Source organism: Maritimibacter sp. UBA3975 (assembly GCF_002384975.1).
Lineage (GTDB): Bacteria > Pseudomonadota > Alphaproteobacteria > Rhodobacterales > Rhodobacteraceae > Maritimibacter.
The window spans coordinates 62318-88245 of record NZ_DGCP01000009.1; the positions used below are offsets into that span (position 1 = coordinate 62318).

At 62.6% G+C, this 25928-nt stretch carries 24 protein-coding genes; 7 read left to right on the plus strand and 17 right to left on the minus strand.

Annotation, left to right across the window (positions count from 1 at the left end):
* The first annotated feature begins 38 nt into the window (after positions 1-38).
* A complete protein-coding gene (locus B2585_RS05220) occupies positions 39-3359 on the plus strand; it encodes an AsmA-like C-terminal region-containing protein (RefSeq protein WP_292020746.1) in 3321 nt (1106 codons plus the stop codon).
* Between the two features lie 7 nt (positions 3360-3366).
* Complete coding sequence (gene queA, locus B2585_RS05225) at positions 3367-4431, plus strand: tRNA preQ1(34) S-adenosylmethionine ribosyltransferase-isomerase QueA (RefSeq protein ID WP_292020748.1); 1065 nt, start codon at positions 3367-3369, stop codon at positions 4429-4431.
* A 126-nt stretch (positions 4432-4557) separates the two neighbouring features.
* Here the strand turns inward: queA and B2585_RS05230 are convergent, their stop codons facing one another.
* The 6 genes from B2585_RS05230 to B2585_RS05255 all read right to left on the minus strand — a co-directional run bounded on the left by B2585_RS05230 (position 4558) and on the right by B2585_RS05255 (position 10413).
* On the minus strand, positions 4558-6321 hold the full coding sequence (locus B2585_RS05230) for an extracellular solute-binding protein (protein WP_292020750.1): 1764 nt from the start codon (positions 6319-6321) through the stop codon (positions 4558-4560).
* A 423-nt stretch (positions 6322-6744) separates the two neighbouring features.
* Positions 6745-7353: a LysE/ArgO family amino acid transporter gene (locus tag B2585_RS05235; RefSeq protein ID WP_292020752.1), complete on the minus strand. Its 609-nt coding sequence runs from the start codon at positions 7351-7353 to the stop codon at positions 6745-6747.
* The gene (locus B2585_RS05240; RefSeq protein WP_292020753.1) at positions 7350-8120 is read right to left on the minus strand and encodes a DUF502 domain-containing protein; all 771 of its coding nucleotides are present in this window, start codon (positions 8118-8120) and stop codon (positions 7350-7352) included. Before B2585_RS05240 ends, B2585_RS05235 begins: the two co-directional genes overlap by 4 nt.
* 101 nt (positions 8121-8221) lie before the next feature.
* On the minus strand, positions 8222-9136 hold the full coding sequence (locus B2585_RS05245; protein WP_292020755.1) for a pseudouridine-5'-phosphate glycosidase: 915 nt from the start codon (positions 9134-9136) through the stop codon (positions 8222-8224).
* Positions 9133-10026, minus strand: coding sequence for a PfkB family carbohydrate kinase (locus tag B2585_RS05250; protein WP_292020757.1), 894 nt, complete (start codon positions 10024-10026; stop codon positions 9133-9135). The genes B2585_RS05245 and B2585_RS05250 overlap by 4 nt, the downstream gene beginning before the upstream one ends.
* Positions 10027-10077: 51 nt before the next feature.
* Positions 10078-10413 (minus strand): cupin domain-containing protein, encoded by a 336-nt coding sequence (locus tag B2585_RS05255; RefSeq protein WP_292020759.1) that lies wholly within the window; start codon positions 10411-10413, stop codon positions 10078-10080.
* 245 nt (positions 10414-10658) lie between these two features.
* Here B2585_RS05255 and rpsB point away from each other — a divergent pair, with 245 nt between their 5' ends.
* Together rpsB and tsf are read left to right on the plus strand one after the other, a co-directional pair.
* Positions 10659-11435 (plus strand): 30S ribosomal protein S2, encoded by a 777-nt coding sequence (rpsB, locus tag B2585_RS05260; RefSeq protein ID WP_292020761.1) that lies wholly within the window; start codon positions 10659-10661, stop codon positions 11433-11435.
* A 91-nt stretch (positions 11436-11526) separates the two neighbouring features.
* Entirely contained in the window at positions 11527-12402 is an 876-nt protein-coding gene (tsf, locus tag B2585_RS05265; RefSeq protein ID WP_292020763.1) for a translation elongation factor Ts, read from the plus strand.
* 274 nt (positions 12403-12676) lie between these two features.
* Here tsf and B2585_RS05270 read toward each other — a convergent pair whose 3' ends face one another.
* From B2585_RS05270 to B2585_RS05305, 8 genes are all read right to left on the minus strand, one after another.
* Positions 12677-13522: a helix-turn-helix transcriptional regulator gene (locus tag B2585_RS05270; RefSeq protein WP_292020765.1), complete on the minus strand. Its 846-nt coding sequence runs from the start codon at positions 13520-13522 to the stop codon at positions 12677-12679.
* Positions 13523-13820: 298 nt separating this feature from the next.
* The gene (gene phoB / locus B2585_RS05275) at positions 13821-14510 is read right to left on the minus strand and encodes a phosphate regulon transcriptional regulator PhoB (RefSeq protein ID WP_292020767.1); all 690 of its coding nucleotides are present in this window, start codon (positions 14508-14510) and stop codon (positions 13821-13823) included.
* Entirely contained in the window at positions 14507-15232 is a 726-nt protein-coding gene (gene phoU, locus B2585_RS05280; RefSeq protein ID WP_292020769.1) for a phosphate signaling complex protein PhoU, read from the minus strand. The genes phoB and phoU overlap by 4 nt, the downstream gene beginning before the upstream one ends.
* 13 nt (positions 15233-15245) lie before the next feature.
* Positions 15246-16043 carry a phosphate ABC transporter ATP-binding protein PstB gene (gene pstB, locus B2585_RS05285; protein WP_292022732.1) on the minus strand — a complete coding sequence of 266 codons (798 nt, stop codon included), beginning with the start codon at positions 16041-16043 and terminating at the stop codon, positions 15246-15248.
* A 22-nt stretch (positions 16044-16065) separates the two neighbouring features.
* Positions 16066-17394, minus strand: a complete 1329-nt coding sequence (gene pstA / locus B2585_RS05290; RefSeq protein WP_292020771.1) for a phosphate ABC transporter permease PstA — start codon at positions 17392-17394, stop codon at positions 16066-16068.
* On the minus strand, positions 17391-18863 hold the full coding sequence (gene pstC / locus B2585_RS05295) for a phosphate ABC transporter permease subunit PstC (RefSeq protein ID WP_292020772.1): 1473 nt from the start codon (positions 18861-18863) through the stop codon (positions 17391-17393). Before pstC ends, pstA begins: the two co-directional genes overlap by 4 nt.
* Positions 18864-18967: 104 nt before the next feature.
* Positions 18968-20002: a substrate-binding domain-containing protein gene (locus tag B2585_RS05300; protein WP_292020774.1), complete on the minus strand. Its 1035-nt coding sequence runs from the start codon at positions 20000-20002 to the stop codon at positions 18968-18970.
* 153 nt (positions 20003-20155) lie between these two features.
* Positions 20156-21181: an ATP-binding protein gene (locus B2585_RS05305; RefSeq protein WP_292020776.1), complete on the minus strand. Its 1026-nt coding sequence runs from the start codon at positions 21179-21181 to the stop codon at positions 20156-20158.
* 216 nt (positions 21182-21397) lie between these two features.
* Between B2585_RS05305 and B2585_RS05310 the strand changes: the two genes are divergently transcribed.
* On the plus strand, positions 21398-21739 hold the full coding sequence (locus B2585_RS05310) for a hypothetical protein (RefSeq protein ID WP_292020778.1): 342 nt from the start codon (positions 21398-21400) through the stop codon (positions 21737-21739).
* A 9-nt stretch (positions 21740-21748) separates the two neighbouring features.
* Here the strand turns inward: B2585_RS05310 and B2585_RS05315 are convergent, their stop codons facing one another.
* The gene (locus B2585_RS05315) at positions 21749-22507 is read right to left on the minus strand and encodes a DUF6456 domain-containing protein (protein WP_292020780.1); all 759 of its coding nucleotides are present in this window, start codon (positions 22505-22507) and stop codon (positions 21749-21751) included.
* Between the two features lie 586 nt (positions 22508-23093).
* Between B2585_RS05315 and B2585_RS05320 the strand changes: the two genes are divergently transcribed.
* Positions 23094-23381 carry a DUF6477 family protein gene (locus tag B2585_RS05320; protein ID WP_292020782.1) on the plus strand — a complete coding sequence of 96 codons (288 nt, stop codon included), beginning with the start codon at positions 23094-23096 and terminating at the stop codon, positions 23379-23381.
* Here the strand turns inward: B2585_RS05320 and B2585_RS05325 are convergent.
* Both B2585_RS05325 and B2585_RS05330 read right to left on the minus strand, forming a co-directional pair.
* On the minus strand, positions 23372-24928 hold the full coding sequence (locus B2585_RS05325) for a trimethylamine methyltransferase family protein (RefSeq protein ID WP_292020784.1): 1557 nt from the start codon (positions 24926-24928) through the stop codon (positions 23372-23374). The two genes, B2585_RS05320 and B2585_RS05325, sit on opposite strands and share 10 nt — an antisense overlap.
* Positions 24929-25031: 103 nt before the next feature.
* Positions 25032-25520 carry a cupin domain-containing protein gene (locus tag B2585_RS05330; RefSeq protein ID WP_292020786.1) on the minus strand — a complete coding sequence of 163 codons (489 nt, stop codon included), beginning with the start codon at positions 25518-25520 and terminating at the stop codon, positions 25032-25034.
* A 130-nt stretch (positions 25521-25650) separates the two neighbouring features.
* Here B2585_RS05330 and B2585_RS05335 point away from each other — a divergent pair.
* Positions 25651-25928 (plus strand): glutamine amidotransferase-related protein (locus B2585_RS05335; RefSeq protein WP_414674039.1); only part of this gene is annotated, 278 nt, incomplete at its 3' end.

Consider the following 25928-nt stretch of genomic DNA (forward strand, 5'->3'; position numbering starts at 1 on the left):
TAAGCACTCAGAGACCGGATGGAAAGCACCGGACCCACATGACCGACCCCGCCGAACAGGAGCCACAGACGCCGCGCCAAAGCGACGCGCCGTCGTCGCGCGGCTGGCGGCCGCGCAGGCTCCATTTTCACCTCGGGATCTGGTCTATCCTCGCCATCGCCGCGCTCGGGCTGTTTTTGCTTCTGGCCTCGATGTCACTGACCGGCCGGGCCATCGCTTTGCCCGACTGGGTGGCAGATCGTGTCGAAACCGAACTGAATACGGCGATGCCTGAAGGGTCGATCACCCTGCGGCGCATCGAATTCGGCGTGACCCCTAATGGACGTCCGAGACTAAGACTTGTGGACGTGGGTCTGCGCGATGCTTCGGGCCTCGATATCGCGCAGCTCAATTCAATCGAGGGCGGGGTCCGTATCGCGCCTCTTTTCCAAGGCGATTTCGTACCGCGTACGGCGATCCTGTCGGGTGCTCAGATCACCTTTCGACGCCTCGCTGACGGCAGCTTCGCGCTCCAGTTCGGGCAGGGTGACACGACGACCGGGAGCCTTGCTGATATGCTCGATACGGTAGACGCGATGTTCACCGGCGGGTTGCTGGAGGAAGCCGTGCGGGTCGAGGCCATCGGCCTGACGATCACGCTGGAAGATGCGCGCAGCGGGCGGATCTGGCAGGTGACCGATGGACAGCTTTCGATCCGTCAGACTGAACGGATCGTGGAGACCGCGATCAATTTCGACGTGTTCAACCAGACCGATGAGCTGGCCGAAGTGGAGGTAAACCTGCGCACCGCCAAAACGGACAGCGCCGCAACGCTATCGGTCAGCTTCGCGAATGCCGCCGCTGCCGACATTGGCGCCCAGTCGCCGGCACTGTCCTTCCTGCGGTTGATCGAAGCGCCCATTGACGGCGCATTGCGCACGACATTGTCCCCGGATGGCTCCATTTCCGATCTGGCAGGCGCCATGGAAATCAAGGAGGGCGCGATCAAGCCCACGCCCGGTGCGACGCCGGTGAGCTTCGGCGGCGCGAAAGGTTATCTGGACTACGACCCGGTCGCGCGTGCGATCCAGCTTTCAGGCCTGACCTTTACATCGGAGCTGGGAGAGATCGAGCTGGAGGGAAAGCTCTTTCTCACCGAGTTTCGCGACGACTGGCCACAGGCCGTGCTGGGGCAAATCCGGCTGAATCGCGCGCATTTCCAGACGCCGGATCTATTCGAAAGCCCCGTCACGATTGACCGCGGATTTGCCGATTTCCGCGTCCGTCTGGCACCGTTCAAGCTCGACATCGGACAAGCGGTTTTCTTCCACGGCGACACCCGCGTTTCGGCGACTGGCGAGATTGGAGCGACCCGCGACGCGTGGGACCTGGCGCTGGATTTCTCGGTGCCCGAAATCGACGCTGCGGAATTGCGAAAAGTCTGGCCGATCCCGCTGTCGCCGAACCCGCGCGACTGGGCTTTCGAGAACGTCGAAGAGGCGGAGATCCGTGACGCCCATATCGCGCTGCGCGGCCCGAACCTCGACACCGCGAAGGTGTTGCTTGGCGGACAGATCCTGGACGCCCGGGTGCGGGTCATGCCGGCCCTGCCGCCGGTCCACGGCGCGTCGGGCCATATCTCGCTCGCCCATGACCATTTCGCGGTGACAGTGGACGAGGGCACGCTAACCGCGCCGAACGGCGTCGACATGGACGTATCAGGCAGCACTTTTGCCATCCCGGACGTCAATATCCGCCGCGGCCCCGCTCAAGCCGACGTTGCGATATCCGGACCCCTTGGAGGGGCTTTCGCATTGTTGGAAGGAAAACCCTTCACGGTGTTCGAAGGCACGGATTTCGGTCCCGACGTGGCCGAGGGCCGGATGGAGGCGCGCGCCACCGTCAACTTCGATCAGAAACCGGACCTTCTGATCGAAGAGATCGACTTCGACGTGTCGGGACGGGCATTTGATGTTGTTTCAGACCAAATCGTCAACGGAAGCCTTCTGACCGCCGACCGGCTCGACTTCAAAGTCTGGCCAGAAGCGGTCGAGGTGACGGGGAAAGGACAGCTTGGGGCCGTCGATCTGCGCGCTACATGGCACCAGCCGCTACGCAAGGAGGATGCGGCGAACGGCTCCACTGTGGATGGCACAGTGATGCTGGGCCGTGCGCTCGTCGAGGAATTCAATCTCGGTCTCGACGACGACATGATCGGCGGCGAGGCGGCCGCAACGTTCAACCTTGCCCTCGTACCGGGTCAGACCCCGGTGATCGAGGCTTCGTCCGACCTCGCGGGCCTGCGTCTCGCCATTCCCGGCACCGGCTGGTCCAAAGCGCCGGGCGCGACAGGCAACCTGACGCTCACCGCCACCCTCGGACAAACGCCCCGCATTGACGACATGTCTATCAGTGCGCCGGGGCTGAGCGCTACGGGTTCGCTGACGACCCGCGCGGGCGGGCTTGAGCGGGCCCAGTTCTCGCGTGTGAAACTGGGCGGGTGGCTGGATGCGCCCGTCACGTTGACGGGCCGGGGCAATGCCCCCGTCGCCATCGCCGTGCGCGGAGGGCGGGCCGATTTGCGGCGTGCCGGGTTCTCCGCCTCCGGTGCGGCAGGGGCAAGCGGGCCTTCAGCTCCCCTCGACCTGACGCTGGACGAGCTCATCATCGCAGAGGGCATAGCCCTTCAGGGTTTTTCGGGCGACTTCGATCTGTCGGGCGGATTGCGCGGAACCTTCAACTCCGGTGTGAGCGGTGGCGCGCAAATCACTGGCGTTGTTGCTCAAACCGGCAATGGCGCGGCATATCGCATCAATGCGACCAACGGTGGGGCTGTCCTGCGCGGGCTCGGCCTGTTCAGCAAGGCGCAAGGCGGCGACCTTGAGGTCGTACTCGCCCCAACCGGGGCATCGGGCACATTCGAAGGCACAGTCAGCCTGACCAACACGCGGCTCGTGGAAGCGCCGGCCATGGCGGAGCTTTTGTCGGCGATTTCGGTCGTCGGCCTGCTCGATCAGCTGGACGGGCCGGGTATCGGCTTCAGCGAAGTGAAAGGACGCTTCAACCTTTCTCCTCAGACACTTACGCTGTACAGTTCGTCCGCCGTATCCGCCTCGCTTGGCTTGTCACTTGATGGCTATTACAACCTCGAGACCGGAACGATGGACATGCAGGGCGTCTTGTCTCCGTTCTACCTCATCAACTCTCTTGGCCGCGTCGTGAGTGCGCGCGACGGCGAGGGGCTCGTCGGCTTTTCCTTTACCCTCACCGGGCCCGACGACGACCCCGAGGTCGGGATCAACCCGCTTTCGATCCTCACCCCCGGTGTGCTACGGGAGATTTTCCGGCGGCAGGCCCCGCAACAGCCGCCCGGCGAATGAGGCACCCATGAGCGCGACGCATGAGCCCGGCACCCGGCTCTCGGACTACGATTTCGACCTGCCCGACGACTTGATCGCGACCCGGCCCGCAAAGCCGCGGTCATCGGCGCGCCTGCTGGTTGCACAGCGTGATCGGATCACTGATGGGGTCGTGACGGGCCTGATGGATTGGTTGCAGCCCGGTGATCGCCTTGTTCTGAACGACACCCGGGTGATCCCGGCGCGGCTCGAAGGGCTGCGGTATCGCGGCGAGGCGGCCTCGCGCATAGAGGTCACGCTCTTGTCCCCCGCGGCGACGCCGGGACAGTGGCAGGCGCTCGTGAAACCCTTGCGCAAAGTCCGGGACGGGGAGACGATCGTTTTCCCGGCGGGTCTAGAGGCGACGCTCACGAGCCGCACGGACGGCCAGGCCACGCTCGCCTTCAACCTGACGGGCGACGCATTCGACGGGGCCCTCTCGGCGGCCGGCCGCATGCCGCTCCCGCCCTATATCGAAGCAAAGCGGCGGGCCGATGCGCAGGACCGCGAAGACTATCAGACCGTCTGGGCCCGCAATACCGGCGCAGTCGCGGCGCCCACGGCGTCGCTGCATTTCGACGATGCTCTTCTCGCGGCACTCGACAAGCGCGGTGTGACGCGAACCCACGTGACGCTCCATGTGGGCGCGGGCACGTTCCTGCCGGTCAAGGTTGATGACGTGAGCGAGCACAGGATGCACGCGGAATGGGGCGAGGTGACCGAGGCCGCGGCCGTAGAAATCGCGGCGACGCGCGCAGCCGGTGGGCGGATCATTCCGGTGGGCACGACGGCCTTACGCCTCATCGAAAGCGCGGCCCCTGCGAAAGGCGAGATCGCCCCTTGGCGCGGTCCCACGGACATCTTCATCCGACCCGGTTACCAATTCCGCCTCACGGACGGTCTGATGACAAACTTCCACCTGCCGAAATCGACACTGATGATGCTCGTCTCGGCGCTCATGGGCATGGAGCGCATGCGCGAGGTCTACGCGCACGCCATCGCCGAACGGTACCGCTTCTTCAGCTACGGCGACGCTTCGCTCCTGCTGCCCTGATCTTCTTCGTTTCAAAAAACCTCGGGAGAGCGCGAGAGGGCTGGCCCTCTCGCCCACCGCGCCGTCCTGGCAAAGCCGGGGCGGCGCAAACCCTGCGCGCGCGTGAGCGCGCTCCTTAGGAATACGTTACTCCTCGTACCACCAGAGCTCGGGCTGGAAGCCAAGCCAGTCGCCGTACATCGGGATCTTCTCCGGGTAATGCAGTTCCTTGACGTGCGCCACGCGCGAGACGTCGGAATACCAGATCGGGATGACATAGCGCCCGGCGGTCAGCACCCGGTCGAGCGCCTTGGTCGCAGCCTGAAAGTCGTCCTGGCTTTCCGCCGTCAGCATCTCTTCGATCAGTCCGTCCACGGCCTCCGACTCCACGCCCATCCAGTTGCGCGACCCATTCTCTTCAACCATCGCCGATCCCCAGTAGAGCCGCTGCTCATTGCCGGGTGACAGCGAAAGCGAGCGCCAGTAGGGGGCCATGTCGAAGTCATAAGTATTTGTGCGTTCGGTGTATTGAGCCGAATCCATCGGCGAGATCGTCGGCGTGATCCCGACGCGTTCCAATGCAGCGGCGTAGATATCGATGATCTGACGATCCTGCGTCGCGCCCTGGTTCAGCACGATCTCGAAGGTGAACTCTTCGCCGTCCGCGTTCTTCATCACGCCGTCCTGGACGGTCCACCCGGCCTCGGCCATCAGATCCAGCGCCTTGGCGATCCCGGCGCGGTTGCGCTCGGAGCCATCCGAGGCGGGCAGGGCATAGCCTTCGACGGCGCCAGGCGGCAGATCGTCATATTCTGACAGATATTCGGCCACGCGCCCCTCGGCCGGTTCCCCGACCTCCATCCCCAACACGGAGTTGTGGAAATAGGACTGAATGCGCGGCTCACGCCCGCCGTTGAGCGTCTGGTTGATGAACTCGAAGTTGAAGACCTGAATCATCGCCTCGCGCACGCGCCAGTCCTCGAACACCGGGCTGCGCGTGTTCATCACATATCCTTTAATGCCGGTCGGGCGCTCATGCGGGATTTCCGACAGCACCACGTCGCCGGATTGCACGGCAGGAAAGTCGTACTGGGTGGCCCATTTCTCGGCATTGGTTTCGCGATATGTGCTGGCTTCACCGGCCTTGAATGCTTCAAACACGACGTCACCGTCACCGAAGAACTCGTAGCGGATGGTGTCGAAATTGGCCTGTCCCTGCATGAAGGGCACGTCCTTGCCCCAGTAGTCGGGATTGCGCGTAAGCTCGAGGTAGCGGCCCGCCTCGAAGTCCCCAATGACATAGGGCGCAGAGCCGATCGGGATGACGTCGATCCCGGACTCTTCGAAATCCTCGCCTTCCCACTGGGCCTTCTTGAGGATCGGTCGCAGTCCCATGATAAGCGGCAGTTCGAAATCCACCGTGTTAAAGTTGAACCGGACCGAACGGGGACCGGTCTGTTCCATGCTCTCGATCTTGGACCAGGAACCGCGGTAACGAGGATGGCCTTGCGTGCCGAGCGTCTCGTACGTCCACATCACGTCCTCGACCGTGACCGGAGAGCCGTCCGAGAACGCGGCTTCCTCGCGCAGGGTGAATTCCACCCACTCACGCTCCGGCCCGGTTTCAACCGTCTCCGCCAGCAGACCGTAGAGCGTGAACGGTTCGTCGTAGGAGCGCCCGAGGAGTGACTCGAAGATCATGTACCTCAGTTGCCAGGGCGGGCTGCCTTTGGTGATGACCGGGTGGAGCGAGTCGAACGTCCCCGATTCGGCAAACACGATCTCGCCGCCTTTGGGCGCATCCGGGTTTGCCTGAGGCAAGTGCGTGAAATCCGGCGGCAGGGCCGGGTCGCCGTACATGGCAATCCCATGCATCGGTTCGGCGCCCGCTGCGCCCGTGAAACTTCCCATGGTAGCGGCCAGCGCGATTCCCCACATATGTTGAGCGAATCCGCGGTAAACTGCGTGCGTCATATCAAGATGCCCCTGTGCTGCGCCTCGTTTGAGCCTGAGCCTAGAGGGCGTTCCTTGCCTTTTCAAACTTTTAGCTTGGACTCTGAACCTGCTGCCTCTATATTGAGGGCACTGCTCGATAGGTTTCTTGCCTGTATGAAACCTGCCTCAATGACTGAACGCCGGCCCTAGTGCCGGCGTTTTTTTTGACCGCCGAGCAGGTTTGGCGCAATGCATCGTTCCCTCTGATCGGCTCAGATCACACCCTTTGGCCCGTGTACATCCCTGTCGCCTTAGGCCCGGTTTGTCTCGGACGAGTTTGCATCGGGTGATGCGTTTGGAGGCGACACCTCTTCTCTGGCGTAGCGTCAGGCGCTGCGCCTAAATCACGCCGATAATCAGCTTCGCCGCAATCGCCAGCATCGTCAGCCCGATCAGTAGATCGAGCACCTGCCACGCCCGCGCCGAGCGCATGACCGGTGCGATCAGCCGCGCGCCGTAGCCCAGCCCGAAGAAGAAAACGAAACTCGCGAATACGGCCCCGGTGCCGAACACGATCCGTGTGGACCAGTCGGGGTACTGCGTGGACACCGCGCCGATCAGCCCGAGCGTGTCGAGATAGACATGCGGGTTCGCCCAGGTGAAGGCCGCCGCGATGGCCAGCGTGCGCCAGAGCGACTGGTCCACGCCGCCGATCTCCATCGCCTGACCGCCGCGCCATGCCGCCACCAGCCGGGTGATGCCATAGGCGATCAGGAACGCGGCACCGCCGAGGCTCATGACCAGGGGCAGGGCGGGAAGCGCCTCCACCAGCGCGCCGAAGCCTGCAACACCTGCGGCGATGAGCAGGGCGTCTGACGTTGCGCAGAACAGGCAGAGCCAGAAGACATGGCTACGCAGCAATCCCTGCCGCAGGACAAAGGCGTTCTGTGCGCCAATGGCGAGGATCAGGGAGAACCCGGTCGCGAACCCGGTGAGCGCCGCCGTCATGTGCCGGGTTTGGGTAGCGGCGTACCGCCCTCGTCGCTCACCGTGTCTTTCTTGTTCGGATAGACGAGGCCCGCGGAAATCACGAGCTTGGCCGCATCTTCCACTGACATGTCGAGTTCGATGACCGAATGCCGCGGCACGAACAGAAGGAAGCCGGAGGTCGGGTTCGGTGTGGTCGGCAGGAAGACAGAAACGAGTTCCTCATCCACCGGAATGCGTTGGTCGATCTCCCCTTTCGCATTGGTCGATATGAACGCGATCGCCCATATCCCCTTGCGCGGATATTCGACGAGGCACGCCTTGTCGAACTTGGTTTCCGTCTGCTGAAACACCGTCTCGGCGATCTGCTTGATGCCATTGTACAGGGATCGGACGACAGGCATCCGATCCACCAGACGCTCGCCCCAGGCGATGAACTGACGCCCGAGAATACCCTTGGCGATCCACCCGACGAGGATGGTGAACACCAGGAAGATCACCACGCCCAACCCGCGAATGTTGACCGTCACGTTCTCGCCAAAGACGGCGATGAACCATTCCTTGTCGCCAAGGTAGCGCTGGATCAGCATGTCCGGGTGGTAGCTCTTCGGCACGAAGGGCAAAACCCAGCTGTCGATCCAGCCCACAAAGGTCCAGATCAGCCAGATCGTGACCGCGATCGGCGCGACGACCACCAGTCCCGTGAGGAAGTTGTTGCGGAATCCCGCGAAAAACCGGAGACGCCGGCGCCTGCGCGGCGTGTCTTGCGGGGAGTGTTTGGCGTTCATTTTTTTCCAGCGCTGGAGTGCAGGCATAAACCTAAGTGCTGCGGCGCGGCGCGGCAATGGCCATCACAAGCTGGAGTATCACTTTTCGCCAATTTGGCGGTTCACAGCGGCGTCCTGACCATTGCCTGTGCAATCCGGGCACCAAGTCGCGCGTTGTTGAGCACGAGGGCGATATTTGCGACGAGAGACCGTCCCTGCGTCGCGTGAAAGATGTGATCGAGCAGGAACGGCGTCACGTCCTTGCCCTGCACATGGCGCGCTGCCGCCTCGGCAAGTGCCGCGTCAACGATGGGCCCGATGACGTCACCCGTGATCTCGGCGTCTTCCGGGATCGGGTTGGCGATGAGTTGACCGCCGGACAGCCCGAGCGCGGCCCGCATATCCGCCGCCCGCGCGATCTGGTCAGGCACGTCCATACGCAGCGGTGCTCGAAGACCTGAGTCGCGCGACCAGAAAGCCGGGAACGCGTTCTGGCCGAACGCGATCACCGGAACACCATGGGTTTCGAGCACTTCAAGCGTCTTGGGCAGATCGAGGATCGCCTTGGCACCCGCCGCAACGACGGTGACCGGGGTCGTCGCAAGTTCGAGAAGGTCCGCCGAAATGTCGAAGCTCTCCTCCGCGCCCCGGTGAACCCCACCGATCCCGCCGGTGGCAAAGACACGGATGCCGGCGGCATGAGCCGCAATCATCGTGGCCGCGACGGTCGTGGCCCCCGTGCCGCCGGTCGCGAGACAGGCGGCGAGGTCTGCGCGAGAGAGTTTCGCGACACCTTCGGCCCGGCCCAGCTTGTCGAGTTCCGCGTCGGTCAGCCCGACGTGCAGGGCACCGTCCAGAACGGCGATGGTCGCCGGAATCGCGCCTTCTTCCCGGATTGCGGCTTCGACGGCGCGCGCGGTTTCCACATTGTCCGGCCAGGGCATTCCGTGCGTGATGATCGTGCTCTCAAGGGCTACGATGGCGGCCCCGGCGGCGCGGGCTTCGGCCACTTCCGGGGAATAGCGGATGTCGATCATGCGGGGTCCTCTCCGGAAACATAGGTGGCCGCGGCTTCGAGCGCACGGGTAAGGGCGGCAACGCCCACCGCACCTTTCAGCTCTGCGGCAATATGGGCGGCCATAAAGGTGTCCCCGGCGCCGGTGACTCGCTTTTGCGGCACCTGAGGCGGCGTGTCGCTCACCGTGCCGGCAAATTCGCCAAGGGCGGCCGGGCATGCCCCGTCCGTGACAAGTGCCCGCGTTGCGCCTGCTGCGATCAGCGCATCTGCGGCCGCATGGGCGCTGTCGAAGGTCCGGTTCAGGATCAGCCCGGCCTCTTCGAGGTTGACGTAGAGCGTCGCGCCGGGATGGGCGAGGAGGGGAGTCAGACGGGTGGCTTTGCCGGGACTCGCGGGTGCGATGCGCAGGTCGGCTTTGCGAAACGCCGGATGTTCGGCGACGTCGACCAGCAAAGCCTCGGTCAGGTTCCCGTCGAGTGCTACGGGCCCGGAGAAGGGCTCAGCCTCGCTCCCCAGCCGCCCATCGAACAGCGGTGCGAGGATGCGATCGCCCGCGGCCTCCAGCGAATGCGCATCGCACATCGCGGCGACCAGCCCCTTGCCGTCCTCAATGGCGATGTAGCTGTCCGTGGGCAGGCGGGGGTCGCGCAGGAGTACCTCGGTGGACAGCCCCATGTGCTCACAGGCCGCGATCAACTCATCTCCCTCGGGGTCGGTGCCAACCACGGACAGTAGAGAAGGAGACAGCCCAAACCGGCGGAGCGTCATGGCGATGTTCAGCGCGACGCCGCCGGGCAGACGTGTGATCCGACCCGGTACGTCGTTGCCCTGCCGCATCGCGGCCTCGGTGCGTCCGATGACGTCCCACAGGACCGATCCGATGCAGAGGATATCAGGGCGGCGTTTCATGCGCTGCTTTTGGCAACACGCCACGGAAACCGCAAGCGGCCAGAGACGGTTTCAGGGTTTGATCGGGTAACGGTCCGCTTCCTCGAACACGTCAACCGCGACCGTCCCTGCCTTGATCCGGGCGCTGTGGGGAACGCCCGAGGGCAAGTCCCAGCTGTCACCCGGGCCGAAGGTCCGGGTTTCGCCGTCGATGGTCATCTCGATCTCGCCCGCGACCAAGGTGCCCCATTGCGCCTTGTGGCTATGCTCGGGAATCTCGAAATCCTTGTGAAACGAAAAGAATACGAAGAGCCCGGCGTCGGAACGGATCGCCCGCGCCTCGACCACATCCTCGGGAAACGGTATGTCGAGCGTTGGAAAGGCGTCGATGAAATGCGGGTATGCCAATAGTGTTCTCCGACTAAGGTCCGGGATCGTTCAATCCGGCCAACTCGTCGAACCATACGCGAAATTCAGCAAAAACAAGCGCAATTCGGTCGATGCCTCTTGCGTTCGCGCCCGAAGCGCCGTAATGGCCCGACTACTTCACAGGCGGGGTCGGGCCTGACGGGGAGACATCCCGTGCAGGTCCACCGGTTGGGCAACAGCCCTTGAAGCCCCGCCGAGGCGCAAACCGGAAAGGAAACTTGGACATGGCGCTCCCTGAATTTTCTCTGCGTCAGCTGCTCGAAGCTGGCGTTCACTTTGGTCACCAGACTCAGCGTTGGAACCCCCGGATGGGTGAGTTCATTTACGGTGAGCGTAACGGCATCCACATCTTCGACCTGACCCAGACGGTCCCGATGCTCGACGCCGCGCTCAACGTCATCCGCGAGACGGTTGCCAAGAACGGTCGCATCCTGTTCGTCGGCACCAAGCGTCAGGCCTCCAAGCCGATCGCTGAAGCCGCCGAAAAGTCGGCCCAGTATTACATGAACCACCGCTGGCTCGGCGGCACGCTGACCAACTGGCAGACCGTGTCCCAGTCGATCAACCGGCTCAAGACCTATGACGAGCAGCTGGAAGCCGGCGCAGAAGGCCTAACCAAGCGTGAGCGTCTGGGCATCGAACGCGACCAGGCCAAACTTCAGGCCTCGCTCGGCGGCATCCGCGAAATGGGCGGGCGTCCCGACCTCCTTTTCGTCATCGACGTGAACAAGGAAGACCTCGCCATCAAGGAAGCCAACAAGCTGGGCATTCCGGTCGTGGCCGTGGTCGACACCAACTGCTCGCCTGACGGCATCGACTACATCATTCCGGGCAATGACGACGCCGCCCGCGCCATCGCGCTCTATTGCGATCTGGCCGCGCGCGCCGCACTCGATGGTATGTCGGGTCAGTTCGAGGCCGCCGGTATCGACGTCGGCGCGCTCGAAGAGGCCCCTCAGGAAGAGGCCGTGGCCGAGTCGACGGAGTCGGCGGAAGCCTGAGCCTGTCACAGCCCTGTAACCGGGGGCGGGCAGACCGCCCCCGGACCCGTTCAATCGAACGGACCCCGATCCAGACGTAAGGAGAGCCGAGATGGCGATCACAGCCGCACAAGTAAAAGAACTCCGTGAAATTTCCGGCGCTGGCATGATGGATGCCAAGAAGGCGCTGACCGAGACCGACGGCGACATGGATGCCGCGATGGACTGGCTTCGCACCAAGGGCCTCGCCACCGCCGCCAAGAAGTCCGGCCGCACAGCAGCCGAAGGCCTCGTCGCCGTGGCCGTCGAAGGCAACACCGGGATCGCCGTCGAAGTGAATTCGGAAACCGATTTCGTCGGAAAGAACGCCGAATTCCAGGGCATGGTCGCCAAGATCGCCAATGCGGCGCTCAAGATCGACGACGTCGAGGCACTCAAGAACGCCGATATCGACGGCTCCACGGTCGCGACCATGATCACCGATGCAATCGCCAAGATCGGCGAGAACATGGGCGTGCGCCGGATGGAAAAAATCGAAGGCGAGACGATCGCGCCCTATGTCCACAATGGCGTGGCCGACGGGATGGGCAAGATCGGCGTTCTCGTCGCCACCACCGGCGGTGACGAAGCCTTTGCCAAGCAGGTCGCCATGCATGTGGCCGCTGCAAACCCCGCCGCGCTGAACGTCGACGAACTCGACCCGGCGGTGGTGGAGAAAGAGCGTCAGATCCAGATGGAGATCGCCCGCGAATCCGGCAAGCCGGAACAGGTGATCGAAAAGATGATCGAAGGCCGGATGAAGAAGTTCCTCTCCGAGGTCACGCTCCTCGGTCAGAACTTCGTCGTCAATCCGGACCTGACCGTCGAAGCCGCCGCAAAAGAAGCGGGGGCCACGATCACCGGGTTCATCCGGATGGAAGTGGGCGAAGGCATCGAAAAGGAAGAAGAAGACTTCGCAGCCGAGGTGGCAAAAGCCGCCGGCGCCTGATCGCCAGAATATCAACGGACCGGGGCAGGGCGCCGGTCCGGACAAAATTGACCCGGTTCGTTCTCCGAGCCGGGTTTTTTTGTACTTTATCAAGTCTTTGCGGGAAGATTTTGGGGTGGAATGGGGTCGTCCTGAAATTGCAGGATCCCCATCCCGCGCTCCAAAAGGCAATAATGCCACCACTCACGGAACAGAGACACACTCTCGCATTTCCGCAAGAGACTCCAGTAAGGTTTTCCTTACCTCCGAAAGAATGTTGCGCCGGTGCCTCGGGTCAGAGAATACCCAGATCGCCAGGGTCCGTGCTGCGCAATCGTCGCCCGATCCCGGCCGCGTCCTCCGCATCGTCATTGAGTTTGATGGAATCCGCCTGCTCGGAACTGCGGACGTGGATTTGGTTCAAAAAGGTAATCTTCGCAACGGCTTGCGGCGTGGTGTCAACGCCGAGCTTTTCGCGCGCGAGCCGCAGGTGCTTCTCAATCGTCGGAACGGACACGCCCATGATCGTCGCGACATCCTGGTTCGACTTCCCCTCAGAGACCCACTCCAGAACCTCGAGCTGGCGTTTCGATAGCTTGGGTCGGTTGGTCTCGATTGGGAGCGAAGCGATCTTGAGATGCACGAGATTGCACAGGATCTCGATTTCCTTGCCGTGGTCCGCCCAAATACGATCAAGCTCGCCCTGGCTCAGTTCCTTTTGGCCTGCAAGCGCAAAGAGCGCATGTGAACGTGCCGAAGCCGTCGGGACGGCCACGGTGTAGCCGGCGAAGACATTCATGGCACGGTTGAACGAGATGACTTCCAGTTCCTTGTCCGTCAGGTCTTCGGGCCGCGTCCACAGTGCACCCCAGGAGCAGTAACCGCTCTCGTGCTCGCGTGCCCAGCGGGTGAGGGGGGCATGCAGGAACATCCGTTCCTCGATGAATTGCTCGAAGTAGTCGGGATTATGGTTTGTCAGGAAGAGCGCGTCCATCAACTCGCCAACCGAGTTCGGCGTAGCGAAGCGTGTGTAGCCGTAGATCAACCGGTCGAATCCAAAAGCGGCCATTCGTGCGCAGTGTAACTGCCACACCTGTTGCAGTGTGCGAGCCCGCACCAGTTGCTCCAGGATCTCAAGCATTCTGTGTTATTCCCGTTCCCATATGCTGGACGCCCATACTTTGGGGGCATCTCGTTAACCATGAAACTCGCATGGCAAGAACAGGATTGCCACCTTTCGTATGGGTGTCACGAGTTTTCCTTCGATGATTTGCGAAAGTTTCTCGTAAGATATTGTACTCAGATCTGAAAGATTGCGCATAAGGCTCTGACGGGGATGTGTTTTTGGCAACCGATCGATATTACATAATACTGATTATACGCAGAAGGTGTGTTGCATTTAGAGACATCGTATTCTCGTATTGCGAGTCTCGCCAAATCTAGCCGAGAGCGTACCCCGTCCCCCTGACGGTTCTCAGAGGGTCTTCCCCACCGGTCTTACACAAAGCCTTGCGCAACCGCCCCACATGAACGTCCACGGTGCGCGTGTCGACATACACGTCGCGGCCCCAGACCCGATCCAGCAATTGTTCGCGGCTCCATACGCGGCCCGGTTTCTCCATGAACGTCGTCAGGAGCCGAAATTCCGTCGGGCCCAGTTTTACCGGGTCGCCATTGCGTGTGACGCGATGCGTTTCACCGTCGAGAATGATGTCGTCGTAGACGAGCTGTAACCCGACCGACGCTGGCCGCGTGCGGCGAAGCTGGGCACGGATGCGGGCCATGAGCTCCTGAACCGAGAACGGTTTGACCATGTAGTCGTCCGCGCCGGTCTCCAACCCCCTCACCCGATCCATCTCTTCGGACCGGGCCGAAAGCATGATGACTGGAATCTCGCTCGATTCCCGTCGGGTTTTCACGCGCCGGCAGATCTCGATCCCCGACACGCCGGGCAGCATCCAGTCGAGCAGGATCAGGTCGGGCCCGATTTCATCCACCAGCACAAGCGCGTCGTCGCCGTTCTCGGCAATAGATACGTCGTAACCTTCGGAGGCGAGGTTGTAACGCAGGATTTCCCGTTGCGCAGGCTCATCTTCGACAAGCAGCACGAGCGGCTTGTCGCTGGTCATTCTTCCGCCTCGCCCACACTATCGACGCGGTAGATGGACTGATTGTCCTTCGGGCGCGACTCATCCGGGAACTGACCGGTCGCGAGGTAGATGACCTGATCAGCGACGGACGTCACATGGTCCCCCATTCGTTCTATGTTCTTCGCAATGAAATGAAGGTGCATGCAGGCCGTGATGTTGCGCGGGTCTTCCATCATGAAGGTCAGGAACTCGCGGAAAAGCGCGTTATACATCTGGTCGACTTCAAGGTCGCGGTGACGCACGTCTTCCGCGAGTGCCGCATCCCTGCGGACATAGGCGTCGAGCGCGTCCGAGAGCATTTTCTCGACCTCTTTCGACATGCGTTTGATCGCGCTGGAGGCCCCCTCGATCGGTTGCATGTGCGAGAGAACCTCTGTCCGTTTTGCGAGGTTCTTGGCGTAGTCCCCGATGCGCTCAAGGTTGCCCGCGATTTTCATCACCGTCAGGACCGTGCGCAGGTCGCCGGCGGCGGGCTGGCGCAAGGCCAGAACCTGGGCGCATTGGGTGTTGATCAGATCCTCAAGCTCGTCGATGCGACGGTCTCCTTGCCGAACCTGCTCGGCCAGTTCGACATCGCGCGATTTGAGCGCCTTGGCGGAGTCCCGGATGGCCTCCTCCACGAGGCCTCCCATTTTCATGACCTGCGCCTGAACGCCTTCGAGGTCGCGGTCGAAAGCCTTTGCGATATGTGCGTCGTTCATGGTCCTGCTCTCCTCAGCCGATCCGGCCGGTGATGTAACTTTCCGTCCGCGTGTCACGCGGATTGGTGAAGATATCAGTGGTGTCGCCGTATTCGACGAGGTTGCCCAAATGGAAGAACGCCGTCTTCTGGCTGACCCGTGCCGCCTGCTGCATCGAGTGCGTGACGATGATCACCGAGTAGCTCTGGCGCAGTTCGTCGATCAGTTCCTCGACCTGTGCCGTAGCGATGGGATCGAGCGCCGAACAAGGCTCGTCCATCAAAAGGACTTCCGGCTCGGTCGCCACGGCCCGCGCGATGCACAGGCGCTGTTGCTGACCGCCCGAAAGCCCTGTCCCGGCCGCATCCAGGCGGTCCTTCACTTCGTCCCAGATGGCAGCACGGCGCAGGGATTTCTCGACGATCTCGTCAAGCTCAGCCTTGCCACGGGCAAGACCGTGAATGCGCGGTCCGTAGGCGACGTTGTCGTAGATCGACTTGGGGAACGGGTTTGGCTTCTGAAACACCATGCCGACCTTGGCGCGCAATTGCACCGGGTCCACTTCGGGCGCGTTGATATCTTGTCCATCGAGCCTGATATCGCCCTCCACCCGACAAATCGGGATGGTATCGTTCATGCGGTTGAGCGAGCGCAGGAACGTGGACTTGCCGCAGCCGGACGGGCCGATGAAGGCCGTCACGGTCTTGTCGAGGATATCGACCGAGACGTCCTTGATGGCATGGTTGTCGGCATAATAGACCTGCACATCCTTCGCCGCGAATTTGATGTCCATGGCATCCACCCCGATCCGTTCGTCTGCATTGTCTTTCATCATAGTGTCCTCCTGCCCCGCCTTACCAGCGACGCTCGAAACGACGGCGCAGGATCACCGCCAGGATGTTCATGAACATTAGGAAGATCAGCAAAATGATGATCCCGCCCCATGCCTTGTCGTAGAATGCCGCGTCTGCGCGCGCCGCCCAGGTGTAGATTTGCGCGGGCATTGCCGAGTTGGCTTCGGTGAAGCCGGTGAGGAACCCGTCTGGGTAGCCTCTCGCGACAAAGCCCACCATGCCGATCAGCAGGAGCGGCGCGGTCTCACCGAGCGCTTGCGCCAGGCCGATAATGGTGCCGGTCAGGATGCCGGGCATGGCGAGCGGCAGGACATGGTGGAACACCGTCTGCATCTTGGAGGCCCCGACGCCGAGTGCGGCCTCGCGGATCGACGGAGGGACCGCCTTGAGCGCCGCGCGGGTCGAGATGATGATTGTGGGCAGCGTCATGAGCGTCAGCACGAGCCCACCGACGAGCGGTGCCGACTGCGGCAGGCCTGCGAACTGGATGAACACGGCAAGGCCCAGGATGCCGAAGACGATCGACGGCACGGCGGCCAGGTTCGAGATGTTCACTTCGATCAGGTCCGTGAACCTGTTCTGAACCGCGAACTCCTCGAGGTAGATGGATGCCGCCACGCCGATGGGCAGCGCGAGTGCCAGCACCACGAGCATCATGAAGAACGACCCCACGACCGAGGCACCGATCCCTGCCCCGCCCGGATTGTCGACGCCGGAATCGGCGCCCGTGATGAAGGGCCAGTTGAACTCGCTCTTGATCACGCCCGCTGCCTGCAACTCGTCCACAAGGTCGAGGTCCGAGGCCATGAGGAACCGGCTGTCTTCGATCCCCTCAAGCGTTACGCGACCTTTGAGATAGCCGTCGACCCGCGACGAGGTGGCAAGGCTGAAGTTGACGGGCTGATCCAGCTGATCCTCATTCGCGCGGTAGAATTCACGCAGGGTTCCGCCAACCTTGCCCAGCGTGCGCTCAATCGACTCGGCATCGAAGTCCGCGGCGACATCTTGCTCTGCAAGGATTTCTCCCAGCTGTGCGATGAAAAGATCGGCATAGGCGGCCGTCTTGAACAGCGTCCCTTCCGCTTCGTCGTATTGCGCCTGCGTGAGCGTGAACTGCACGTCCACGACCGTGCGCGTGAAAGCGGGCGCGCCGGAGCGGATGATCGTGGTGAAAAGCACGATCAAGAAGAACAGGCCAATCCCGATGGCTCCCATGCCGAGCGCGCGAAAGCGTTTCTCGGCGGCGTTACGCTTTTTCGTGCGCGCATCGGTGGCGAGGATCGAGTTCGACCCGCGCGGCGCGTTCTGCGGCAGGCTGGTGTCGGTCATTCGTACTGCTCCCGGTATTTGCGCACGATGTAGAGGGCGAGGACATTGAGGGCGAGCGTGATGACGAACAGCGTCATGCCGAGCGCGAAGGCCACGAGCGCCTCGGGCGAGGCGAAGTCAGCGTCCCCGGTAAGCTGCGACACGATCTTGGCGGTCACGGTGGTCATCGCCTCGAACGGGTTGAGGCTCAGGCGGGCTGCGGCCCCTGCCCCGAGCACAACGATCATCGTCTCGCCGATGGCGCGCGAGGCCGCAAGAAGGATGGCGCCGACGATCCCCGGAAGGGCTGCGGGCAGAACGACCTGCTTGATCGTTTCGGACTGGGTGGCCCCCAGCCCGTACGACCCGTCACGCAGCGCTTGCGGCACGGCGTTAATGATGTCGTCCGACAGCGACGAAACGAAGGGGATGAGCATGATGCCCATCACCAGACCGGCGGTCATCACTGCCGTCCCGGCTTGCATCCAGCCAAGCCCGTCCTTGCCGAAGATCTCAAGCAGGAGCGGACCGACGGTCAGCAGTGCGAACAAGCCATACACGATGGTCGGAATGCCAGCGAGCACTTCGAGCAGAGGCTTGGCGACCGACCGCACGCGCTTGGACGCGTATTCTGACAAATAGATCGCCGCGAACAGCCCGATCGGTACTGCCACGGCGAGCGCGACGATAGAGATATAGAATGTGCCCCACAGGAGCGGCAGAACACCAAGGTCAGAAGATCCGCCCCGCCCCGAAAAGCTCGGTGCCCAGTTGGTTCCGAAGAAGAAGTCTGCGGCCGGGTAAAGCCGGAAAAACTCGATCGTGTTGAAGATCAGCGACAGGACAATTCCCAACGTGGTCAGGATCGCGATGGAGGCCGCGCCGATGAGGAGCGCGCGGATCGACGTCTCGACGGTATTACGGGCGCGGAAGTCTGCATGGCTCTCGCGGATACCCCACCACGCCCCGCCAAGCGCAATGAGGATCGCGAGGCCGGACATGATGAAATTGCCGGTCCCGTTCATAGCGCGGTAGCGTTGCGCCGCGTTCAGAACGGGTGCGGTAATGTCGGAGGTTACGACGCCGCCGGCATCCTTAATACGCTGGGTTACATCGTCGAGGTCAGTCTGCGGCGTCCGTGCGAAGTCCGCGCTCATCCCACCCGCCGCCACGGCGCTGTCGAGCCCGTCGGCGATCCTGCGCACTTCGGCCATGACCAGACCGCGCGACGAATTGTCGGCGATGGCGGCCTCGGGGATCATGTCCGAGACGGTGGCGTTGACCACGATCGGCTGAACTAGCAACCAGGCGATGGTAAAGAGGAACGCGGGGACGAACACCTTGATGGCCACGTTGGAGCCATAAAAGCTCGCCAGCGAGTGCATCTTGCGGTGGTCTCCGCCGACGCTCGCCACAGCGCGGGATCGACCGATCACATAGCCCGCCGCGGCAATCGCGAGCACGATCAGGAAAAGCCAGAGTATTGGCATGAAGCCCCCGTGTCCTGGTGTCCGTTGTTACGCTTGCAAAGGTCCAAAAAGGAAAACGGGGGCGGCGAAACAGGCCGCCCCCGGCAATCGGGCCGGCAGCCGGATTACATGGTTTCTTCGTTCGCCACCATCTCCTGTATGGCCGAAAGCTCGGGATCGGACACGAGGCCATAGTTGGCGAGCGGGCCGGACGGACCGGCCAGTTCGTCGGCGACGAAGAACTGGGCGAATTCCTTGACGCCCGGGATGACGCCGATGTGGGCTTTCTTGATGTAGAAGTAGAGCGGACGCGACACCGGGTACTCGCCCGAGGCAATGCTGTCAGTGTTGGGTGCGACGCCGGACATGGTGGCCACTTTCAGCTTGTCGGTGTTGTTCTCGTAGAACGCGAGGCCGAACACGCCGATGCCGTTCGGGTTTGCGTCGATGCGGGCCAGCGTTTCGGTGTAGTCGCCGTCGATGTCGACCGACTTGCCGTCCTGACGCACGTCGAGGCAGGCGTCTTCGGCGTCGTCTTCCGACATGCCGCCGTCCATCATGGCCTGCATCGCGCCGGTGGCTTCGCAGCCTTCGAGGAGGACTTTGTCCTCGAACACTTCACGCGTCCCGTGCTTGGTGCCGGGGATGAACATGGCGATTTCCACATCCGGCAGGTCACCGTTGAACTCGGCCCAGGTGTTGAAGGGGTTCTCGGTGATCTCACCGTCGACCAGCACCTGGGCGCCGATCGCGTTGAAAATGTCGGAGGGCACGAACTCGTTGAAGGCCGGGCCATCCTGCTGGGACGCGAACACGATGCCGTCGTAGCCGATGCGGACTTCGATGATGTCCGTCACGCCATTTGCGGCACAGGTTTCGATTTCCGACTCGCGGATCGCGCGGGAGGCGTTGGCGATATCGATGGTATTTTCACCCACGCCTTCGCAGAAGCGCTTGAGACCGGCAGACGACCCGCCTGATTCCACGACGGGGGTCGGGAAGTCGGTGTTCTCACCGAAGGCTTCCGCCACGATCGACGCATAGGGAAGCACGGTCGACGAGCCGGCAACCTGCACGTTGTCACGCGACTGAGCCATGGCGGCAGAGGCGGACACGGCGGTGATCGCCAGCGTTGAGGCGGTCAGTTTCGCAAAGGACATGGATGTCTCCTGATTTGGTTTGCAGCAGGCGGCGGGCATTGCCTTGGCCGCACTGAGCGCTTGCGTATGGTGAGTCCACAATGGTTTTGCGACAGATTTGTAACAAACGTGTAACAAGCCGGAATTCATCTTCGGATGGATCCGGTTCGGGCGTCAGGCGGTTGGGAGCGCCACGCTGAACCGGCTGCCTTCGCCCAGCGTGCTTTCGATCCGCAGCCGCCCGCGATGCCGGTTCACAATGTGTTTCACGATCGCCAGGCCAAGCCCGGTGCCGCCCTTGCCACGCGACCGGTGCGTGTCCACGCGGTAAAACCGCTCGGTCAGGCGACCAAGGTGGCGCTCGTCGATTCCCTCGCCGGTATCGGTCACCGCCACGATGACGCCCGGCCCTCTGAGGCGCGGGTCATGCGCCACCTGTGCCAGTGACACAGTCACCGACCCCCCTGCCCCTCCATATTTTATGGCGTTCTCGATAAGGTTGGTGAAGACTTGCATGATCTGGTCGGGATCTGCCGGCGCGAAAACCGGTTCGTCCATCCCTTCGAGGTGAAGCGCCACCCCGTGCTCTGCGGCGTGTCCGTTCAGGCTCTGGGCGGCCGAGGTCGCGAGTCCCGCGATATCCTGCTCCCCGGAAGGCCGCAGGCGTTCGGTATCTTCCACGCGCGCGAGAGACAGGAGGTCATCGACCAGCCTGTGCATCCGACGCGTCTCGCTCTCCATGATCGTCAGAAACTGGTCACGCGCGGCCGCATCGTCGCGGGCGGGTCCGCGCAGAGTCTCGACGAATCCACTGATGGCGGTAAGTGGCGTGCGCAACTCGTGGCTGACGTTGGCCACGAACTCCGAGCGCATTTCGCCGGCTTCGGCCAGCGCGGTCACATCGTCGAAGGCGAGGATGACACCTGGCTCGCTCTCCATCGGGGTTATGGCGACCTCGAACGTCCGTTCTCGCGCCGCGCCGGTGTAGACGTAGCGTGACTGGGCAGGACGGCCGGAGGCCAGCGCCCCCTCGATCCGATCTAGCAGTGCAGGCTGGCGCAGGACTGCCGCAAAATGCCGACCGACCACCGCGGACCCGAACAGGGCCTCGCCCGCGACATTGAGCGCCCGAATCCGTTCATCTTCGCCGATGACAGCGCAGGCCATCGGAATGGCTTTGATGAATGTTTCCGGTCCCATCGGGTCCTCCAGGCGGTCCCATGAGGCCTGTATGCCGCAACGCGGGAAACGTGAAAAGCAGGGCTTTGCAATCGCTTCAAAAATCAACCATAGTGAGAGTGCGTGATTTTGGACAGATGGCCGAACCTGATCCTACAAGGGAGGGCATTGCCGACCATGGGTCAATTGGGTAACGCCAAAAGCGTTGACAGGGACGAGCGGTCCGAGGAGATATCCGTGCAGCCTCTGCGTGTGCTCGCTGTCGGGAGAACACAGGACGACGCCGGAAAATCGGGGCAAGAGCCGCTTCCGGGAGCTCATTTTGTCGAGTTCACGGACCTAACGGCAGAAGTCATCGAGATGCATCAGCCGCATGTGGTTCTGTCACCGCTCGTCTCCAACGGGTTTGATTGCGTCGAGGTCGCCAATCGTCTCGTCGATAGCGGTTTCGACGGTCGATACCGCGCCTTTGCCGAGAATCTGCCGCGTCCCGAACTCGTAAAAAGCGAGATCGGGACGAGTTTTCCAGGCCTCGACTTCGATGTCCTTGTCGTGACGGCGCAAGCCAAGTCAGCCTGATAGTGCGCATCAATAGATGAGGTCGTGGTTTTCATCCCCGACCTCATCATAGTGACGCTTGAGCGCACCCAACGCGATTCGCAGAATGATCTTGCCGGACCGGGCCGGGAAATCGAGCTTGTCCTCGATCTGCTCCATTCCGGTTTCGCGGCAACATGCGAGGATTACGGCCTCGGCCAACTCCGGCCCCAGCGTCCTGACCGCTTTCAGAAGACTTTCGAGGGCCAGAAGATCACGGGACACCGCGATCGCCGCGCCACCATTCGTCGCCTGCTTCGGCATCCGGACCCGACCCGTCAGAAGCCCCTCGTAGTCATCGCCAAGTGCGTCGCCCGCCCGCGCAATCTCGTAACTCTCACGGAATCGTTCGGCAGCGCGCACCATGTCGGGCGTCAGGAATGGGGCACCATCCGTCCGCTTGCGCCGTGCGAGGAACCGCAGGGGTGGCTCTGCACCCGCTGTTCGCGCCTTGCGCGCCCCTCCCTGCCCTGTTGACGCCGTGCCCACCGGCTCGCCTTGGGTCGCAGCCCGATGCGATTCCGCGGCCGCGACGAGGCGGCCCAGTTCCGAACGTCCGGCCGGTGTGATCGTATAGCGCGCCAGCCGCCCCTTGGCGTGGCCTGCGATCCATTCCTTGAGCGACAGGATCTCAGCCACGTCCCGCGGGACCACAGCCCTGCGCACAGGGCGGTCGTCCTCGACATGGGACACGACGACGGCATCCTCGACGCCGTCCGCAATCACAAGCAACGCTCCGGGTTCCGACAAGGCCCTGAGGGACCGGAGGGTTTCACGGTCAAGGCGATCGGTATCTTGCGCGGTGCGTGTCATGGGTCTCTCACGGCCTCCATGGCGCTCCGGTCCGCTCGCGCGTGCCCGGTTGTGCCAAAGCGTTTCAAGTGACTTGAGAGCTGCATCAGCGAGCGGATCGTCGCGAAGTCCTTCGCAACGTCGCACCTGCCGCATGACGGTGGAGGCGTGAACACCTGTCTGACGTGCCAGATGGCGTAGCGATGTCCCGCCTTCGACATGGGCGAGATAGGTTCGAACCGCATCTGGCACCCAGGCGGGCAAAGGTTGCTTGGTCGGGCAAGACGTAGAGACGACGTGTTTCATTGGTCCTCCGGGCCTTCTGAGCGTTTCCGTTTGGGAAACGACTCAACCTTAAAGCGAGTCTTTATCCACAGGCAATCATCATTTCGCCATTTTATCCACAAGCTCTCGGCGATACGGAAACCCTGCGGCGGCAACAAATAAGGGATTGGAAAGGCGGCGAACGCTACTCCCTGCCGCGGCGCAACACGCCTTAAAGTTGTGGCACGAAGGTGCAGAGACATCGAAACCGGAGGATGCCATGACTGTTCAGCACACAGAACTCACCCGCCTGCGCCGCCCGAAACTGCTCCTCAGAGCCGCCCGTCACGGCCTGGAAAGCTTTGACAGAACCCGCGATCTGAAGCGGATTCTGGGCCGTGCCCCGCGCACAACAAGCGAAATAGACGCGCTCCTCGACCGCGAATCGGGCCTCGACGCCGCCCGGCGCACGGGTGACGTCAGCTATGCGCCGCATCATCATGTCGCCGTGATGACCGCCGTCCTTGCCGAAATGTGCCCGGAGGCAGATGCCGACCGTCAGCCGTAGGCGTCCGGCATCTCATCCTTGCGGCGCGCCACATAAGACTGAAGCGCCTCGTGGACTGCGGGGTCGATATAGGGCGTTTCGTATTGGCCCAGCATCTTGCGCACGCGCTCGGCGGCGAGCACGACGGTGGTCCGGGCGCCCTCTTCGTCCCAGGTTTCAAAGGGCTTGTAGTCCAGCACTTCGGTGCGCCAGAACGCTTCCTTGAAGTTGGCGTGCGTATGGGCACAGCCAAGGTAGTGACCGCCCGGCCCCACCTCCCGGATTGCGTCCATCGCCTGCCCGTTTTCATCCGCGTTCACGCCGGCGGCGAACTTGTGGAGCGTGCCGAGCTGGTCGGCGTCTGTGACGAACTTCTCGAAACTGGCTACCAGCCCGCCTTCAAGCCAGCCACAGGCATGCAGCATGAAGTTGACGCCGGCGTTCATCCCCATCTGAAGGCTGTTGGCACTCTCGTAGCCCGCCTGCGCATCCACCACTTTGGACCCGGTGAAGCCCCCTGCCGAACGGAACGGCAGCCCCATGCGCCGGGCAAGTTGCCCCGCGCCCATCGTGATCTGGCTCGCCTCGGGCGTGCCGAACGTCGGCGCACCGGAGTTCATGTCGATGGACGTCACGAAGGCACCGAAGATCACCGGCGCGCCAGGACGCACCAGTTGGCTGTAGGCCACGCCCGCCATCACTTCCGCCAGAACCTGCGTGAGCGTGCCAACGACCGTCACCGGCGCCATCGCGCCACCCACGATGAAGGGAGAGATGATGCAGGCCTGGTTGGCGGCCGCATAGGTCTCGAGCGTCCCCATCATCACGCTGTCGAACGTCAGCGGCGAGTTGATGTTGACGAGCGAGGTCATCACCGTGTTCTGGTCGACGAAGTCGGCTCCGAACAGGATCTTGCACATCTCCACGCAATCGGCGGCCCATTCCTTGTCCGTCACGGACCCCATGAAGGGTTTGTCGGACAGGGTCATATGGGCCATCAGCATGTCGAGGTGGCGCTTGTTGACCGGGATGTCGGTCGGCTCGCACAGCGTGCCGCCGGAGAGGTGCAGCCACTTGGACATGTAGCCTAGCTTCACGAAGGTCTGGAAGTCCTCGATCGTGGCGTAACGTCGCCCGCCATCCAGATCGCGCACGAAGGGGGGGCCATAGACCGGCGCGAAGACGAGGTTGTTGCCGCCGATCTCTACCGACCGTTCCGGGTTGCGGGCATGATGGGTGAAGCTGGACGGAGCGGTCTCACACAGCTTGCGGGCCAGACCGCGCGGGATATGCACCCGCTCGCCCCGCACGTCGGCCCCGGCCTGCCGCCAGAGCTCCAGAGCGCCGGGATTCTCGGCAAAGACCACGCCGATTTCCTCGAGTACCGTTTCGGCGTTGCGTTCGATGATCTCGATCGTCGCTTCGTCGAGGATGTCGAGCGTTGGCGTCTTGCGCACGATGGGGGGTGCGCCTTCGATTCGATGCGTGGTGCGTTCGGCTCGCCGGGCTGCCCCGCCGCCTCCGCGTGCGCGCCGTTTGCGTCCCTCGACTGCTGTATCCTCGACCATAGTCATTCTCCGCGCCTGATCCTGCCCCCTGATACAGGTCGGCTGGCGCAGGGTCGGGAGGTTTTGCGACGCTTCGCGGGCGAAAACGACGCGGGCGCCGGGCCTATTTCTTCCCCGTGCCCGTAGGGGTGACGATGTCGGCGTGATCGACCACGTTCCAAGGCAGCCCGACCTGCCGGTAGATGCGCTTGCCCAGTTTCGGGTAGTCGCCGACGTCGTGATCGCGCCGTTCGCCCACGACAATACACCGCAGGAGAACGTCGCCGGTGTTCACGATCGAATGGGCCAGACCGCCCTTGCGATAGCCGATGAAGTCCCCGGCCTTGATTGGGAGCGCCGTGTCGCCGATATGCGCTGTCGCTTCACCCTCGAGCACATAGACGCACTCATCTTCATGGTAGTGAACGTGATGCTCGGTGGTCGCGTGGCCCGGCGCCACGTCGATGATGTGAAAGCCAAGGCCAGTGAGACCTGCAAGGTCGCCCAGCGACTTGTTCACCCTCTTTGCGTCGGGATTGAGGAAATGGGTCTTGGCCAGCCCTTCCATCTCAGCGATCTCCTCGGCGGGCACCAGATAGACATCATCGCTCATCGCTCACTCCTTCATCGGTTTTGCGCTACCTTCGTGACCTGCGGGCGACTCCGCAAGGATTTCACGGTCAGCGCGCAGCCCGATGTGTTTCACGCTTGCCAGCAAAGCGGACGGGGCCTAATCAGCGGCTATGATCGAGACATCCGAACACGACCGCCTCCTCATCATCGACTTCGGCAGCCAGGTGACGCAGCTCATCGCGCGACGCCTGCGGGAGCTGAACGTCTATTGCGAAATCCACCCATATCAGAACGTGACTGACGCCTTTCTTGAGGATTTCGCGCCCAAGGCGGTGATCTTCTCGGGCGGCCCCGCCAGCGTCATCGACGACGGTTCACCCCGTCCGCCGGAAAAGGTGTTCGATCTCGGCGTGCCGATCCTCGGAATCTGCTATGGCCAGCAGGTCAT